Here is a 14,514-nt window from a genome sequence, read left to right as displayed (position 1 = left end):
GCCTAAAGTCATGTCATGTCACGAGGTTGACATAACTATAAGCCTCTACCTCAGGGTTAAGGTTTCGGGTCTCGGCCCCACGAGAGCATTCACGAGCGAAGGGCAAGCAGCATGGCGGTTCAGAACTACCTCGCGGTGATCAAGGTTGTCGGCATCGGTGGTGGCGGCGTCAACGCGGTCAACCGCATGATCGAGGTCGGCCTCAAGGGTGTCGAGTTCATCGCCATCAACACCGATGCCCAGGCGCTGCTGATGAGCGACGCCGACGTCAAGCTCGACGTCGGTCGCGACTCCACGCGCGGACTGGGCGCGGGAGCCAATCCCGAGATCGGGCAGAAGGCGGCCGAGGACCACGCCGACGAGATCGAGGCGGCGCTCAAGGGCGCCGACATGGTCTTCGTCACCGCGGGGGAGGGCGGTGGCACCGGCACCGGAGGCGCGCCGGTCGTCGCCCGGATCGCCCGTTCGCTCGGCGCACTCACCATCGGCGTCGTCACGCGCCCGTTCAAGTTCGAAGGACGCAACCGCTCCAACCAGGCCGACCACGGGATCCAGCGCCTGCGCGAAGAGGTCGACACGCTCATCGTCATCCCCAACGATCGACTGCTCTCGATCAGCGACCCCAACGTGAGCCTCCTCGACTCGTTCCGGCAGGCCGATCAGGTGCTCTACCAGGGCGTGTCGGGCATCACCGACCTCATCACGACGCCGGGCCTGATCAACCTCGACTTCGCCGACGTCAAGTCGGTCATGAGCGACGCGGGGTCCGCCCTCATGGGCATCGGTTCGGCGCGCGGTGAGCACCGGGCGGCCGTCGCCGCCGAGATGGCGGTCTCCAGCCCGTTGCTCGAGGCGTCCATCGAAGGTGCCCGCGGCGTCCTGCTCTCGATCGCCGGCGGCTCCGACCTGGGGCTCTTCGAGATCAACGAGGCGGCCGGCCTGGTGAGCGACGCCGTCCACCCGGACGCGAACATCATCTTCGGCGCGGTCATCGACGACTCGCTCGGCGACGAGGTGCGGGTCACCGTCATCGCCGCGGGCTTCGACGGTGGCGAACCCAAGGCGCGCGACGCCTCGCAGCCGGCGCTGCTCAAGGGCGAAACGCCGCAGCAGAACGCCGCCCCCGGCGCCGCGCCTGCTGCCGAGCAGCAGGCTCCGGAGCAGCCGTCGCGACCCGAACCGAGCGCGCCGACCCCGCCGCCGGCCGCTTCGCCCGAGCCCCGCCCGGTTCCGGCCTCGCAGAGCGACTTCAACGACGGGCTCGACGTCCCGGACTTCTTGCGCTGACGGTGTTCTGGTTCCGCGAACAGTACGGGCGGGCCGAGTTGGCGTTCACCGACGGCTCGAGCGATCTCGCGCCGCCCGACCGAGGGCTGCGCGAGATCCCGGCTGCCTTCGGTGTCGAACGGGTCGCGATCATGCGCCAGGTGCACGGCGCAGCCGTCGCCCTCGCCGATCCTGACGCCGTCCCGACGGCCGACGCCCTGCTGCTCGACCGGCCGGGCGTCGCCGCCGTGGTTCGCGTCGCCGACTGCGTCCCGGTGGTGCTAGCCGACGCGACGGCGCCGCTCGGTGCGGTCGTGCACGCCGGCCGGGTCGGCATGGCCGAAGGCGTCATCGCCGCCGCGGTCGGGGCACTGCGCGATCGCGGCGCGCAGCAGGTGCGCGCGTGGATCGGGCCGCACGCCTGCGGTTCCTGCTACGAGGTTCCCGAGGCGATGGCGCACGAGGTCGACGCGCTCGTGCCCGGTACCGCCGCCACGACCTCCTGGGGAACGCACTCGCTCGACCTGGGTGCCGGGGTCGCTGCGCAACTGCGGGCGCTCGATGTCGCCCACACCGCCGTCGGCGGCTGCACCATCGAGGACGAACGCTTCCACTCCTATCGTCGTCAGGGCGCGGCCGCCGGTCGCTTCGGCGCGGTCCTCGCGCTCCGTGAGGCAGGAGACGCGGCATGACGCGCCGAGCAGAGCTCGCGGCCCGGCTCGAGGCCGTCGAGCAGCAGATCGCCCAGGCCTGCGCCGCGGCCGGGCGCGAGCGCGACGAGATCACGCTCGTGGCCATCACCAAGACCTACCCCGCTTCGGACGTCGCGCTGCTCGCCGATCTCGGTGTCACTGACGTGGGGGAGAACCGGCACCCCGAGGCCCGCGACAAGCTCGAGGAGTTCGAGCAGCTGCTTCCGGCCGGTGCGGCACCTCCGCGAATGCACTTCGTCGGCGGGCTGCAGACCAACAAGGCCGGGGCGGTGGCGCGCTACGCCGACGTCGTCCACAGTGTCGACCGGCCGAAGCTGGCCCGCTCGCTGGCTCGCGGTGCCGAGGCTGCGGGGCGGGTCCTGGACTGCCTCGTGCAAATCGATTTCGGCGGCGACGACGCCGGCCGGGCCGGTGTGCTGCCCGAGGGCGTCGACGACCTGGCCGACCTCATCGCGGCATCGGACAGTCTGCGGCTGCGCGGCGTCATGACCGTGGCGCCGCTCGGGCAGGACCCCGAACCTCATTTCGCCCACTTGGCCGAGATCGCGGAGCGCATACGGACCCGCCACGAGACGGCCGACATCATCTCAGCGGGGATGAGCGGGGACTTCGCCGCGGCGGTGCGCCACGGCGCGACACACCTGCGCATCGGGCGTTCGATCCTCGGTGAACGGCCCCCGCTGCAGTAACCTCGCACTAGACCATCTCGCAACGACACTGACGGAGTAGCCATGGCAGGCGCAATGCGGAAAGTCGGAGAGTATCTCGGCCTCGTCGAACAGGCCGACTTCGGTTCCGATGAGGACGACTACACCGAGCCCGCACCGGCTCCGGTGCGGACGTCGCCGCGCGCTGTGCCGTCGGCTCCCGCCGCGCAGCAGACCTTCCGTCCCGCGGTGCGCCCGGTCGCCGACCTGGATCAGCACCGTGCGGCGGCCATGACGGGCGCCGATCTGTCGCGGATCGAGACGGTCACTCCGCACACGTACAACGACGCCCGCACGATCGGCGAGCATTTCCGCTCCGGCGTCCCGGTCATCATGAACCTCTCGGACATCAGCGACGACGACGCCAAACGCCTCGTCGATTTCGCCGCCGGACTGGTGTTCGCAGTGCGCGGCTCCCTCAACCGCATCACGGCCAAGGTCTTTCTCTTGTCCCCGGAGAGCATCATGGTCTCCGAAGAGGACAAGCAGGCCATCGTTGCCGGTGGCTTCTACAACCAGAGTTGATTCATGGCACCAGCCGTAGGCGAAGCGATCTGGTTCATCCTCCAGATCGCCATTTTGCTCGTCATCGCTCGCTTCATCGTCGACTGGGTGCAGGTGCTGGCCCGGCAGTGGCGCCCCACCGGGTTCGTCGCGGTGATCTGCGAGGCGATCTATACCGTGACCGACCCACCGTTGCGCGCCCTGCGCAAGGTGATCCCGCCCGTGCGCCTCGGCCAGGTCATGCTCGACCTGTCACCGATGGTGCTGCTCATCGCTTTGATCATCCTGCAGGCGGTGCTGCCGAACCTGTTCTACTAGGCTGATCGCTACGTCGTACCGCCAATGTGCCGGGCGCGTAGCGGCCCTGCACTGCGACAGAGTACGGTGGATATGTTGTGACTGATCGACTTGTGACCACGAACCTAGAGGTGAACCGATGCCGCTGACGCCGGAGGACGTGCGCGAAAAGCGTTTCACAGCCGTAAGGCTGCGTGAAGGCTATGACATGGGCGAGGTCGATCAGTTCCTCGACGAGGTCGAAGCCGAACTCGAACGCTTGCTCGCCGAGAACGCCGAGCTGCGCAGCAAGCTCGAGAGCGCGGGCGGCCCCGCCGCCACTCCGGCTGCCGAGCAGACCCGCTTGCAGGTGAGTCAGCCCGCCGAGCCGGTCAAGGCCCCCGAGCCCGAACCGGAGCCGGAGCCCGAACCGGAGCCGGTCAAGGCCCCCGAGCCCGCGGCCGCTCCCGAGGCCCCCAAGGTCACGACGGTCAGCGAGGCGTCGGTCGCAGCGGCCCGTCTGCTGGAGATCGCCTCCACGAACGCCGACCAGCTCATGGAGTCGGCCAAGGAGGAGGCCGACAAGCTCCTCACCGACGCGCGCACCGAGGCCGAGCGCCTCGAGACCGAGTCCAAGGAGAAGGCCGAGCGCCTCGAGGCCGTGGCGCGCATGCGCGCGCACAAGCTCGATGAGGAGACCAACCAGCGTCGTCAGCAGGCGCTCGCCGATATCGAGCGTCAGCGCCAGGAGCTGCAGACCGAGGTCGACCACCTCCGGGCCTACGAGCGCGAGTACCGGGCGCGGCTCAAGGCCTACTTCGAGAACCAGCTCAAGCAGCTCTCGGAGCAGGAGAACATCGAGCCCACCTCCCAGGTGCGCCGCGGCGGCAACCGCATCCTCGCCGCCGACGACATCGCATCGACTCCGGTCGAGGGCGACAAGAGCTGAGACTTTCGGTTCGAACGAGAGCGGCCCCCCACCACAGGTGGGGGGCCGCTCTCGTTCGAACCGGTGATCCCGGCCCGCGCTCACACCCGGCTGAGGGCGAAGACGACGTCGAGATCGTCGTCGCGCACGGCGTCGCCGGCGGCGGTGACGGAGGCGTCCTCGTCGAGCGTCGTGGCCAGCACCTCCTCGGCGATCGCGTCGGTATGAGCGCGGACGGCATCGGCGGTCGCCGCGCCGGCCGACCAGCGGACCGCGATGCGGTCGGTGATCTCCAGACCGGCGTTCTTGCGCGCCTCCTGCAGAGCACGGACGATCTCGCGCGCGAGGCCGGCCTGACGCAACTCGTCGTCGAGGTCCAGATCGAGCGCGACCGTCTCGCCCTGCTCGTTGACGACCGCCCAGCCCTCGCGCGGACGTTCCGAGACGATGACGTCGTCGGGGCCGATCTGCGCGTCCTCGCCCTCTACGGTGAGCGTGACGCTCGTGCCAGTCGCCGACATCTGGGCGAGCTGCGCCGGATCGGCGGCCGCGATGGCGGCGGCGACCTTGGGGGTCTGCTGACCGAACCGCTTACCGAGTGCCCGGAAGTTGGCCTTCGCCGTGTAGTCGACGAGATCCCCGCCCGCGGCGGCGAGTGAGTCGACGGTGCGGACATTGAGCTCCTCGCACACCTCGGCGCGCAGGTCCTCGCCGAGCGCGTCGTAGTGCGCGGAGCCGACTAGTGCGCGGCGCAGCGGCTGACGTGTGCGGATCTTGGCTTCGGCCCGGGCGGCGCGACCGAGCTCGGTGACCCGCCGGGCCAGCTCGACCCGCTCGGCGAGTCCGTGCTCGACCAGCGCCGAGTCCGCGGCAGGCCAGTCGGCCAGGTGCACCGAACGCGGAGCGTCCGGCGTCACGGGCACGATGAGGTCCTGCCAGACCCGCTCGGCGATGAACGGAACGAGCGGAGCGAGGAGCCGGGTCACGACCTCGAGCACCTCGTGCAGGGTCGCCAGGGCGGCGGTGTCGCCGCGCCAGAAGCGCTTGCGGGAGCGGCGGACGTACCAGTTCGACAGGTCGTCGACGAAGGCTGCGAGCTGCTGACCGGCACCCTGTGTGTCGAAATCGTCGAGCGCGGTCGTCACGCCGTCGACGAGGCGGTGCGTCTGGGACACGAGCCAGCGATCGAGCACCGGACGGTCGGCGACCGGCGGGACGTCACCGGACTGCGGCGACCAGCCCTCGGCACGCGCGTAGAGCGCCTGGAACGCGACGGTGTTCCAGTAGGTGAGCAGCACCTTGCGCACGATCTCGGTCAGCGCCGTGTCGCCGATCCGCCGGGCGGACCACGGCGAGCCCGAGCACGCCATGAACCAGCGCAGGGCGTCGGCGCCGTGCTCGTCCATGAGCGGCATGGGCAGCAGGATGTTGCCCAGGTGCTTGCTCATCTTCTTGCCGTCCTCAGCCAGGATGTGGCCGAGACACACGACGTTCTCGTAGCTGTTGTGGCCGAACACGAGGGTGCTGACGGCCATGAGCGAGTAGAACCAGCCGCGGGTCTGGTCGATCGCCTCGCAGATGTACTGGGCCGGGAACGCCTGCTCGAAGCGCTCCTTGGAGCCGGGCACGTGCGGGTAGCCCCACTGCGCGAACGGCATCGACCCGGAGTCGAACCACGCGTCGATGACCTCGGGGACGCGGCGGTACGTGCCGGGCTCGCCGTCGATCGTGAAGGTCACCTCGTCGATGTACGGACGATGCGGATCCAGCTCGGACAGGTCTCGGCCGGTCAGCTCCGAGAGCTGGGCCAGCGATTCGACGCACACGAGCTTGGTCGGGTCGGCGTCGTTGCGCCAGATCGGCAGGGGAGTGCCCCAGTACCGGTTCCGCGAGAGGGCCCAGTCGATGTTGTTCTCGAGCCAGTCGCCGTAGCGGCCGTGCTTGACGGTGTCGGGGTACCACGTCGTGGCCTCGTTGGCAGCGAGCAGTTCGTCCTTGCGCGCCGTGGTGCGCACATACCAGGCCGGGAGGGCGAAGTACATGAGCGGCGTGTGGCAGCGCCAGCAGTGCGGGTAGGAGTGCTCGTAGTCGAGCTTGGCGTACAGCAGTCCCCGCTCTCGCAGCGAGTCGACGAGGGCGGTGTCGGCGTCCTTGAAGAACTGCCCGCCCACCAGCGGCACCGTGGGCTCGAAGTGGCCGTCGGTGCTGATCGGGTTGACGATCGGGAGCCCGTACGAGCGGCACACCGCCATGTCGTCGGCGCCGAAGGCGGGCGACTGGTGCACCAGGCCCGTGCCGTCGTCGGTGGTGACGTACTCGGCGACCACGACGAAGTGCGCGGACTCGGGGAACTCGACGAGATCGAACGGACGCTGGTAGGTCCAGCGCTCCATGTCGCGCCCCGCGATGCGTTCGCCGATCGTCCAGTCCTCGCCGAGCGCGCTGGCGACCAGCGGCTCCGCCACCACGACGCGATCGTCCCCGCGGGTCGCGACGACGTAGGTGACGTCCGGGTGGACGGCGACGGCGGTGTTGGACACGAGCGTCCACGGGGTGGTGGTCCAGACCAGCAGGTCGGTACCGGCCCACGGGCCGCTGGTGAGCTCGAAGCGCACGTAGACCGAGGGGTCGACGACGGTCTCGTAGCCCTGCGCGACCTCGTGGTCCGACAGCGTGGTGCCGCATCGCGGGCAGTAGGGCGCGACACGGTAGTCCTCGGCGAGCAGGCCCTGCTCGAAGATGCGCGACAGCGCCCACCACACGCTCTGGACGTACTCGGTGTCCATCGTGCGATAGGGCTCGCGCATGTCGACCCAGTAACCCATGCGGTCGGTCATCGCTTCGAACTGGTCGACGTTGCGCTGCACGGCCTCGCGGCAGCGCGCGTTGAACTCGGCGATGCCGAACGCCTCGATGTCGGGCTTGCCGCCCAGGCCCAACTCCTTCTCCACCGCGATCTCCACGGGCAGGCCGTGGCAGTCCCAGCCGGCCTTGCGGTCCACGTGGTAGCCCTGCATGGTCTTGAACCGGGGGAAGACGTCCTTGAAGACGCGCGCCTCGACGTGATGGGTGCCCGGCGTGCCGTTCGCCGTCGGCGGGCCCTCGTAGAACGTCCAGCGCGGCGCGTCGGCCGGGGAGCTCAGCGAGGCGGCGAAAATCGCGTTCTCACGCCAGAAATCGAGAATCTCGCGCTCCATGGCCGGGAGCTCGATCTGGGCCGGCACGCGGTGGTAGAGCGCGGCCGCTTCGGACGATGTCGAGGCGTGTGAGGTCACGCGCTCGATTCTACGGATCCAGAACTTGCCACCGGGGCGCGGTCGGTCTACTGTCCCGGCATGCCCAGTACGACGTTGGCGGTCCGCGCGGACGAAGATCCGTGGACGGACGAGGAGATCGAGCAGGTTCACACCGAGCTGCTCGGTGACATCGAGCGTCTCGCCGCCGAGCTGAAGACCTCGGCGGTGGAGTTGCGCGAGATGCTGGCCGCTGGCGTCGACGGCGCCGGCAACGACCAGGCCGACGTCGGCTCCAACAGTCTCGAACGCGACGCCGAGATGTCGCTCGCCGCGAACCAGCAGTTGCTGCTCATCCAGACCGAGAAGGCGCTGGAGCGTCTCGAGGACGGCAGCTACGGAATCTGCGAGAACTGCGGTGAGCCGATCGGCAAGCTGCGGCTCATGGCTTTCCCTCGTGCGACACTATGCATGGAATGCAAGAGGAAAGAAGAGCGTCGCTGAGTTCGTCAGCGGACGCCACAGCGCCCCGCCGGTCTCGGATCGGTCTGTTCGCGATCGTCGCGGTCCTGGTCTGGACCCTCGACCAGATCACCAAGATCCTCGCGGTCGCCCATCTGGAAGGGCAGGACCGCGTCACCGTCATCCCGGGTGTGCTGTGGCTGACCTTCCTCCGCAATCCGGGTGCCGCGTTCGGTGCCGGTGCCGAGTTCACCATCGTCATCAGCGTCGTCGCGATCATCGCGAGCGTCGTGCTGATCGTCATGGCCCGCAAACTGCGCGACCGCTGGTGGGCCGTCGCGTTCGGGTTCTTCCTCGCCGGCGCGACCGGGAACCTCGCCGATCGCATCTTCCGCGAACCCGGCGCCCTGCACGGCCACGTCGTCGACTTCCTGCAGCTGCCGAACTGGCCGGTCTTCAACATCGCCGACATCTCGCTCAACGTCGCCGCCGTGATGATCGTCATCCGCGCGTTCCAGGGGGTCGGTATCGACGGCGCTCGCGAAGAGCGCCGACCCAAGGGCGGTGATCGGGCATGACTGAGAGCCGATCGGTCTACGTTCCCGAGGGGCTTGCCGGTGAGCGCGTCGACGTCGCTCTGGCTCGCCTATTCGGCCTGTCGCGCTCGCGCGCCGGTGAACTCATCGCCGAGGGGCTCGTGCTGCTCGACGGCGTGCCTCCCGCCAAGTCCGAGCGCGTCGACAGCGGCGTGCTGCTCGAGGCGGAGATTCCCGCAGCCCGGACGGCCGAGGTCGTCGCCGAGGTCGTCGAGGGGATGTCGATCGTCTTCCAGGACGAGGACATCGTCGTCGTCGACAAGCCCATCGGGGTGGCCGCCCACCCGAGCGTGGGCTGGGAAGGTCCGACCGTTTCCGGTCACCTCGCCGGCGCCGGAGTGCGCATCTCGACCTCCGGTGCGCCGGAGCGTCAAGGCATCGTGCAGCGACTCGACGTGGGCACGAGCGGCCTCATGGTCGTGGCGAAGTCGGAGGCCGGGTACTCGGTGCTCAAACAGGCGTTCCGCGATCGCAGCGTCGACAAGACCTACCATGCGCTCGTGCAGGGGCATCCCGATCCGCACACCGGGACGATCGACGCGCCGATCGCCCGGCACCCGAAGCACGACTTCAAGTTCACGGTCCGCTCGGACGGGCGCCCGAGCATCACCCACTACGACACGCTCGAGGCGCATCGCTACGCCTCGCTGCTCACGATCAAGCTGGAGACCGGCCGTACGCACCAGATCCGCGTGCACATGAGCGCGCTCAAGCACCCCTGTGTCGGCGACCTCCAGTACGGCGCGGACCCGACCCTCGCCGCCAAGGTGGGCCTCGATCGTCAGTGGCTCCACGCGGTGCGGCTCGGCTTCACCCACCCGCGCAGCGGCGAGTACGTCGAGTTCGAGTCGCCCTACCCGCCGGACCTTCAGCACGCCCTCGACATCGTGCGCGACCTCTCCTGACCCGGGTTCTCGCTGAGTGTGACGTTTCGCAGGCGAACGGGAGGTTTTCGCCTGCGAAACGTCACACTCAACGTGTTCAGTCGTAGCGGCGACCGGGCGGCCAGCTCCACCACCACGGGGGTTTGTCGAGGGTCCAGTCCCGACGGGCCGAACGCGAGGCGTCGGCGCGCGCGGCGGCGAGTCGCGCGATGAGCTCGCGCGGTTGCTGGTGGTCCAGCGAGCTCACCCGGCTCACGACGGCGCCAGCACGTTCCAGCCGCTCCTCGCGCCGATTGTCCTCCGCGTGCTGGTCGCGTTCGCGGTGGTGATCACCGTCGACCTCGATCATCAGCCCGGAGTCGAGGTCGTGGAGATCGACGATGGCGAGGAGTTCGCCCGAGGGCGAGAACACCGGCGCGTTGACGAGTAGCTGGCGCATCCCCAGATCGAGCTGCGCCACGAGTCGCGTCCGCGATTCCCATGGACTCGCCGACCGCGAGCAGGCGAGCTCGAGAGCATCGCGGGCTCGGGCAAGACCGCGGACCTTGTGATGAGTTTCCACGACGCGACGCACGGCCGCGAGATGGGTGCGAGGCGTGCCGGTCACGCTGCTGATACCCATATCGAGCGCCACCACCGCTTCGCGCAACGTTGGTGCGAGCCGCAACTCGTCGAAGACCGCCCGCGCCATCGTGGTCACGGCGACTCCACCGAGATCGATGATCTCGTCGGGATAGGTGAGACCGCGAAACGGCTGGATGCACGCGCGGCGGCGAAGCTGGGCTCCCGGCGGGCAGTGGATGAGAGCCGGCCGGATCGGGGTACCACCGTCGAAGAACGTGTTCTGTTGGAGTCGTAGCGAAGCCCAGCCACCGATGGCACAACCGGGGGTGAGCAGCGCGGCCGCGTCAGCAAGCCTCGCGGTGACGGGGTCGTCCTGGGTGCCCGACGGAACCAGGAGTCCATGTCCGCGACGTTGCCACGTCGGGCCCTGCGCGACTCCGCGCGAGACGCCGCTGGCGAGGACGTCGCGGGTGCGGCGGGTCGCGAAGTAGGGATTCTCCATGGGGAGACCCTGCCTCGTTTGAGCCCTCACGTGACTGCGCTGTCCACAACCGCGTTGAGTGTGACGTTTCGCGCCTCCAGCGGCCGTTTTTGGATGCGAAACGTCACACTCAACGTGTGAGGGGCCGTCCGCGCGGGCCGCAGTGACAGAATGGCGCCATGAGTCCTGTGGTGCGGCAGTCGGAGAAGTTGCGCGATGTCCTGTATGACATCCGCGGGCCGGTCAGCGCACGAGCGGCAGCACTCGAGGCCGAGGGGCACCGCATCCTCAAGCTCAACATCGGCAACCCGCAGCCGTTCGGTTTCGACGCGCCGTCGGAGATCCTCCAGGACGTCATCGCGGGGCTGCCCATGTCGGCCGGATACTCCGATTCGCGCGGCATCCAGTCTGCGCGCCGAGCGGTCGTGCACCACTACCAGCTGCAGGACGGGTTCCCCGCGATCGGCATCGACGACGTGTGGCTCGGCAACGGGGTCTCCGAGCTCATCCAGATCGCGTTGCAGGCCCTCCTCAACAACGGCGACGAAGTGCTGATCCCCGCGCCGGATTACCCGCTGTGGACGGCCGTCACGAATCTCGCCGGCGGCGTCCCCGTGCATTACCTGTGCGACGAGGACAACGGCTGGAACCCGGACCTGGAGGATCTCGAGTCGAAGATCACCGACCGCACCCGCGCCATCGTCGTCATCAACCCCAACAACCCGACCGGCGCGGTCTACAGTCGCGAGACGCTCACCACGATCGCCGAGTTCGCACGCAAGCACGATCTGGTGCTGATGGCCGACGAGATCTACGACAAGATCCTCTACGACGACGCCGTGCACATTCCACTCGCGAGCGTCGCGCCCGATGTGCTCACGCTGACCTTCAACGGGCTGTCCAAGGCCTACCGCGTCTGCGGCTACCGCTCGGCGTGGCTCGTCGTGACCGGGCCGCTGGAACGCGCCCAGGACTACCTCGAGGGCATCACGCTGCTGGCCTCGATGCGGCTGTGTCCCAACGTCCCGGCCCAGAACGCCATCCAGGTCGCGCTGGGCGGCTACCAGTCGGTCAAGGAGCTGATTCTCCCCGGCGGCCGCCTGCTGGAGCAGCGCGACACCGCCGTGGACGAGCTGGGCAAGATCCCCGGCGTCAGTGTCGTGAGGCCGCGCGGCGCGCTCTACGCGTTCCCGCGCCTCGATCCGGAGGTCTACCCGATCAAGGACGATCAGCAGCTGGCCCTGGATCTGTTGACCAGTGAGAAGATCCTCATCACCCAGGGCACCGGTTTCAACTGGCCGCGACCCGATCACCTGCGCATCGTGACACTGCCGTGGGCGCGCGACCTCGCCGAGGCGATCCAGCGGCTGGGCAACTTCCTCAGCAGCTACCGTCAGGCCTGAGCCGCACCCCGTCGAGCGATCCGGCGACCACGCCCGCGATGACGGACTCGACGACGTTGCGTCCCAGCTGATCGACGACGGGACGTTCCTGGTCGCGTAGCGGTCCGCGGGCCACGAGGTCGGCGAAGCCGTGGACCGACCCCCAGCACGCCCATTCGGCGCCGTTGCGGCGCTCGGGGGCGAGCACGCCCGTCGCGACCATCGCGTCGAGCGAGTCCATCAGCAGCTCGAACGGTCCCGGCCGGTCCGAGGGAGCGGCCGACGGGTCGTCGGGCATCGAGAACGCGAGGTCGAACCATCCGGGCTCGTCCAGGGCGAACCGGATGTAGCCCAGCCCCACACCGCGGAGTCGTTGGACCGCCTGCGCGTCGGGCGGCAGATCGGTGCCCAGCTCGGCGATGGTCTCCAGCATCGTGTCGGCGAGTGCGCGCCGCGTCCGTCGTGCCGTATCGCGCATCAGGTGGTCGCGATCAGTGAAGTGCCGGTAGGCGGCGGTGGCGGAGACGCCCGCTTCCCGCGTGACGGCGCGGAGGGTCAGCGCGGCCGAGCCGCCTGCCCGTGAGAGCCGGAGTCCGGCGGCGATCAGCGCCTCGGGAAGCTCTCCGTGGTGGTACGGACGGTCAGCGGTCGTCACGCGTTTGGATTCCTGTCGGTGGCGATGTGTACGTTGTCAACATTACCCGCTCACGCGATATCGAGGAGACCTGATGAGCGACATGATCCAGGCGCAGGGCCTGGTCAAACGATATGGAGACGTCGAGGCGCTTGCGGGCCTCGACCTACGGGTACCCCAAGGCACCGTGCTCGGCCTGCTCGGTCCGAACGGTGCGGGCAAGACCACCGCCGTGCGCATCCTGACGACGCTCCTCAAGCCCGACGGCGGCACCGCCGAGGTGGCCGGGGTCGACGTCCTCGCCGACCCGAACGGCGTGCGCGAGCGCATCGGGCTGTCGGGTCAGTACGCGGCGGTCGACGAGCACCTCACGGGGTTCGAGAACCTCCAGATGGTCGGTCGGCTCTACGGCATGAGCGGCAAGCGGGCAGGAGCGCGAGCGCGTGAACTGCTCGAGCGGTTCGACCTCGCCGACGCGGCGGACCGGCCGTCCAAGACCTATTCGGGCGGCATGCGCCGACGGCTCGACCTCGCCGGGGCGCTCGTCGCCGAGCCACCCGTGCTGGTGCTCGACGAACCGACGACGGGACTGGACCCGCGCAGCCGCCAACAGATGTGGGACGTCATCGAGGAACTCGTCGCCTCGGGGGCGACGCTGCTGCTGACCACGCAGTATCTGGAGGAGGCCGACCTGCTCGCCGACGACATCATCGTCATCGACAAGGGCCGGGCGATCGCCCAAGGCACGGCTGACGAGCTCAAATCGCAGACCGGCGGCGAACGCATCGAGATCGTGGTCGCCCACGGCGAGCGGGTCGACGAAGCGGGCCGGATCCTCGCCGAGCTCGCGCACGGCGAGGTGCGGCGCCGCGACCGGGGGCTGTCGGCGGCGGTCAGCGGCGACGGGGCGCAGCGGCTGATGGCGGTCCTGCAACGGCTGGAGTCCGCCGGCATCGAGGTGCTCGACATCGGCCTGCGCCGTCCCACCCTCGATGACGTCTTCCTGGCCCTCACCGGTCACGAAGCCGAGCACGAGGCCACCGAGAACGAAGCCGAGAAGGAGCCTGTCCGATGAGCACCGTACGCATCGCCACCGACGGCTGGGTCGTCGCCAAGCGCAACCTCATCAAGATCAAGCGCGTCCCGGAGATCATGGTCTTCGTCCTCATGTCGCCGATCATGTTCGTGCTGCTGTTCGCGTACGTGTTCGGCGGGGCGATCGACGCCGGTCCCGGGCTCGACTACAAGGAGTTCCTCATCGGCGGGATCTTCGCTCAGACCGTCGTCTTCGGAGCGACCTACTCGGGCGCGGCGTTGGCCGAGGACATGCAGAAGGGGCTCATCGACCGCTTCCGTTCGCTGCCGATGGCGCGGTCGGCGGTGCTCGTGGGCCGCACCACCTCCGACGTCGTGTACAACGTCGTGTCGCTCATCGTCATGGCGCTGACCGGTCTGCTGGTCGGCTGGCGGGCGCGCGGCTCGATCCTGGAGACGATCGCGGCGTTCGGTCTGCTGCTGTTGTTCGCGTACGCGATCAGCTGGGTCATGGCCTACATCGGGCTGCTGGTTCCGAGCGTCGACGTCATCAACAACGCCTCGTTCATGGTGATCATGCCGTTGACGTTCGTCTCGAACGCCTTCGTGCCGCTGGAGTCGTTCCCGTCCGGGCTGCAAACGGTCGTGGAATGGAACCCGGTGTCGGCGATCACCCAGGCGGTGCGGGAGATGTTCGGCAACGTGCCCGAGGGGATGGCGGTGCCGGACGTCTGGTCGATGCAGAACCCGGCGCTGTACTCGCTGCTGTGGGTGGGCATCATCCTGGTGGTCTTCGTGCCGCTCTCGGTGCGGCAGTACCAGCGGGCCACCTCGCGCTGAGTCGAGGCT

General features: G+C 68.8%; 15 protein-coding genes. 12 read left to right on the top strand and 3 right to left on the bottom strand.

Annotated elements, in window-relative coordinates; translation table 11 throughout:
• The first annotated feature begins 111 nt into the window (after positions 1-111).
• From ftsZ to D9V41_RS08380, 6 genes are all read left to right on the top strand, one after another.
• Positions 112-1,287: a cell division protein FtsZ gene (gene ftsZ / locus D9V41_RS08405; protein ID WP_121794112.1), complete on the top strand. Its 1,176-nt coding sequence runs from the start codon at positions 112-114 to the stop codon at positions 1,285-1,287.
• Positions 1,288-1,289: 2 nt separating this feature from the next.
• Entirely contained in the window at positions 1,290-1,958 is a 669-nt protein-coding gene (locus D9V41_RS08400; RefSeq protein ID WP_121794111.1) for a purine nucleoside phosphorylase YfiH/LACC1 family protein, read from the top strand.
• Positions 1,955-2,668, top strand: a complete 714-nt coding sequence (locus tag D9V41_RS08395; protein WP_121794110.1) for a YggS family pyridoxal phosphate-dependent enzyme — start codon at positions 1,955-1,957, stop codon at positions 2,666-2,668. Before D9V41_RS08400 ends, D9V41_RS08395 begins: the two co-directional genes overlap by 4 nt.
• A gap of 54 nt (positions 2,669-2,722) precedes the next feature.
• Complete coding sequence (locus tag D9V41_RS08390) at positions 2,723-3,211, top strand: cell division protein SepF (protein ID WP_243697205.1); 489 nt, start codon at positions 2,723-2,725, stop codon at positions 3,209-3,211.
• A 3-nt stretch (positions 3,212-3,214) separates the two neighbouring features.
• On the top strand, positions 3,215-3,508 hold the full coding sequence (locus tag D9V41_RS08385; protein WP_121794108.1) for a YggT family protein: 294 nt from the start codon (positions 3,215-3,217) through the stop codon (positions 3,506-3,508).
• Positions 3,509-3,626: 118 nt separating this feature from the next.
• The gene (locus D9V41_RS08380) at positions 3,627-4,415 is read left to right on the top strand and encodes a DivIVA domain-containing protein (protein WP_121794107.1); all 789 of its coding nucleotides are present in this window, start codon (positions 3,627-3,629) and stop codon (positions 4,413-4,415) included.
• An 80-nt stretch (positions 4,416-4,495) separates the two neighbouring features.
• Here the strand turns inward: D9V41_RS08380 and ileS are convergent, their stop codons facing one another.
• Positions 4,496-7,669 carry an isoleucine--tRNA ligase gene (gene ileS / locus D9V41_RS08375; RefSeq protein WP_279432336.1) on the bottom strand — a complete coding sequence of 1,058 codons (3,174 nt, stop codon included), beginning with the start codon at positions 7,667-7,669 and terminating at the stop codon, positions 4,496-4,498.
• 60 nt (positions 7,670-7,729) lie between these two features.
• Between ileS and D9V41_RS08370 the strand changes: the two genes are divergently transcribed.
• The 3 genes from D9V41_RS08370 to D9V41_RS08360 are packed head-to-tail and all read left to right on the top strand — an operon-like array spanning position 7,730 to position 9,590.
• The gene (locus D9V41_RS08370) at positions 7,730-8,131 is read left to right on the top strand and encodes a TraR/DksA family transcriptional regulator (RefSeq protein ID WP_121794106.1); all 402 of its coding nucleotides are present in this window, start codon (positions 7,730-7,732) and stop codon (positions 8,129-8,131) included.
• Entirely contained in the window at positions 8,104-8,667 is a 564-nt protein-coding gene (lspA, locus tag D9V41_RS08365; RefSeq protein WP_243697204.1) for a signal peptidase II, read from the top strand. The genes D9V41_RS08370 and lspA overlap by 28 nt, the downstream gene beginning before the upstream one ends.
• The gene (locus D9V41_RS08360) at positions 8,664-9,590 is read left to right on the top strand and encodes an RluA family pseudouridine synthase (RefSeq protein ID WP_121794105.1); all 927 of its coding nucleotides are present in this window, start codon (positions 8,664-8,666) and stop codon (positions 9,588-9,590) included. Before lspA ends, D9V41_RS08360 begins: the two co-directional genes overlap by 4 nt.
• A 76-nt stretch (positions 9,591-9,666) precedes the next feature.
• Here the strand turns inward: D9V41_RS08360 and D9V41_RS08355 are convergent, their stop codons facing one another.
• Entirely contained in the window at positions 9,667-10,635 is a 969-nt protein-coding gene (locus tag D9V41_RS08355; protein ID WP_121794104.1) for a PDDEXK family nuclease, read from the bottom strand.
• Positions 10,636-10,793: 158 nt separating this feature from the next.
• On the opposite strand from D9V41_RS08355, the gene D9V41_RS08350 reads away from it, so the two are divergent.
• The gene (locus tag D9V41_RS08350) at positions 10,794-12,017 is read left to right on the top strand and encodes a pyridoxal phosphate-dependent aminotransferase (RefSeq protein ID WP_121794103.1); all 1,224 of its coding nucleotides are present in this window, start codon (positions 10,794-10,796) and stop codon (positions 12,015-12,017) included.
• Here the strand turns inward: D9V41_RS08350 and D9V41_RS08345 are convergent.
• Positions 11,995-12,651, bottom strand: a complete 657-nt coding sequence (locus D9V41_RS08345) for a TetR/AcrR family transcriptional regulator (protein WP_121794102.1) — start codon at positions 12,649-12,651, stop codon at positions 11,995-11,997. The two genes, D9V41_RS08350 and D9V41_RS08345, sit on opposite strands and share 23 nt — an antisense overlap.
• 73 nt (positions 12,652-12,724) lie before the next feature.
• On the opposite strand from D9V41_RS08345, the gene D9V41_RS08340 reads away from it, so the two are divergent.
• Positions 12,725-13,705, top strand: a complete 981-nt coding sequence (locus D9V41_RS08340; RefSeq protein WP_121794101.1) for an ATP-binding cassette domain-containing protein — start codon at positions 12,725-12,727, stop codon at positions 13,703-13,705.
• Positions 13,702-14,505, top strand: a complete 804-nt coding sequence (locus D9V41_RS08335; protein WP_121794100.1) for an ABC transporter permease — start codon at positions 13,702-13,704, stop codon at positions 14,503-14,505. Before D9V41_RS08340 ends, D9V41_RS08335 begins: the two co-directional genes overlap by 4 nt.
• Positions 14,506-14,514 lie beyond the last annotated feature (9 nt).

This window comes from Aeromicrobium phragmitis, assembly GCF_003674095.1.
Classification (GTDB): domain Bacteria; phylum Actinomycetota; class Actinomycetes; order Propionibacteriales; family Nocardioidaceae; genus Aeromicrobium; species Aeromicrobium phragmitis.
The sequence above is the reverse complement of the archived record's forward strand: the minus strand, read 5'-3'. Positions and strand labels throughout refer to the sequence as shown.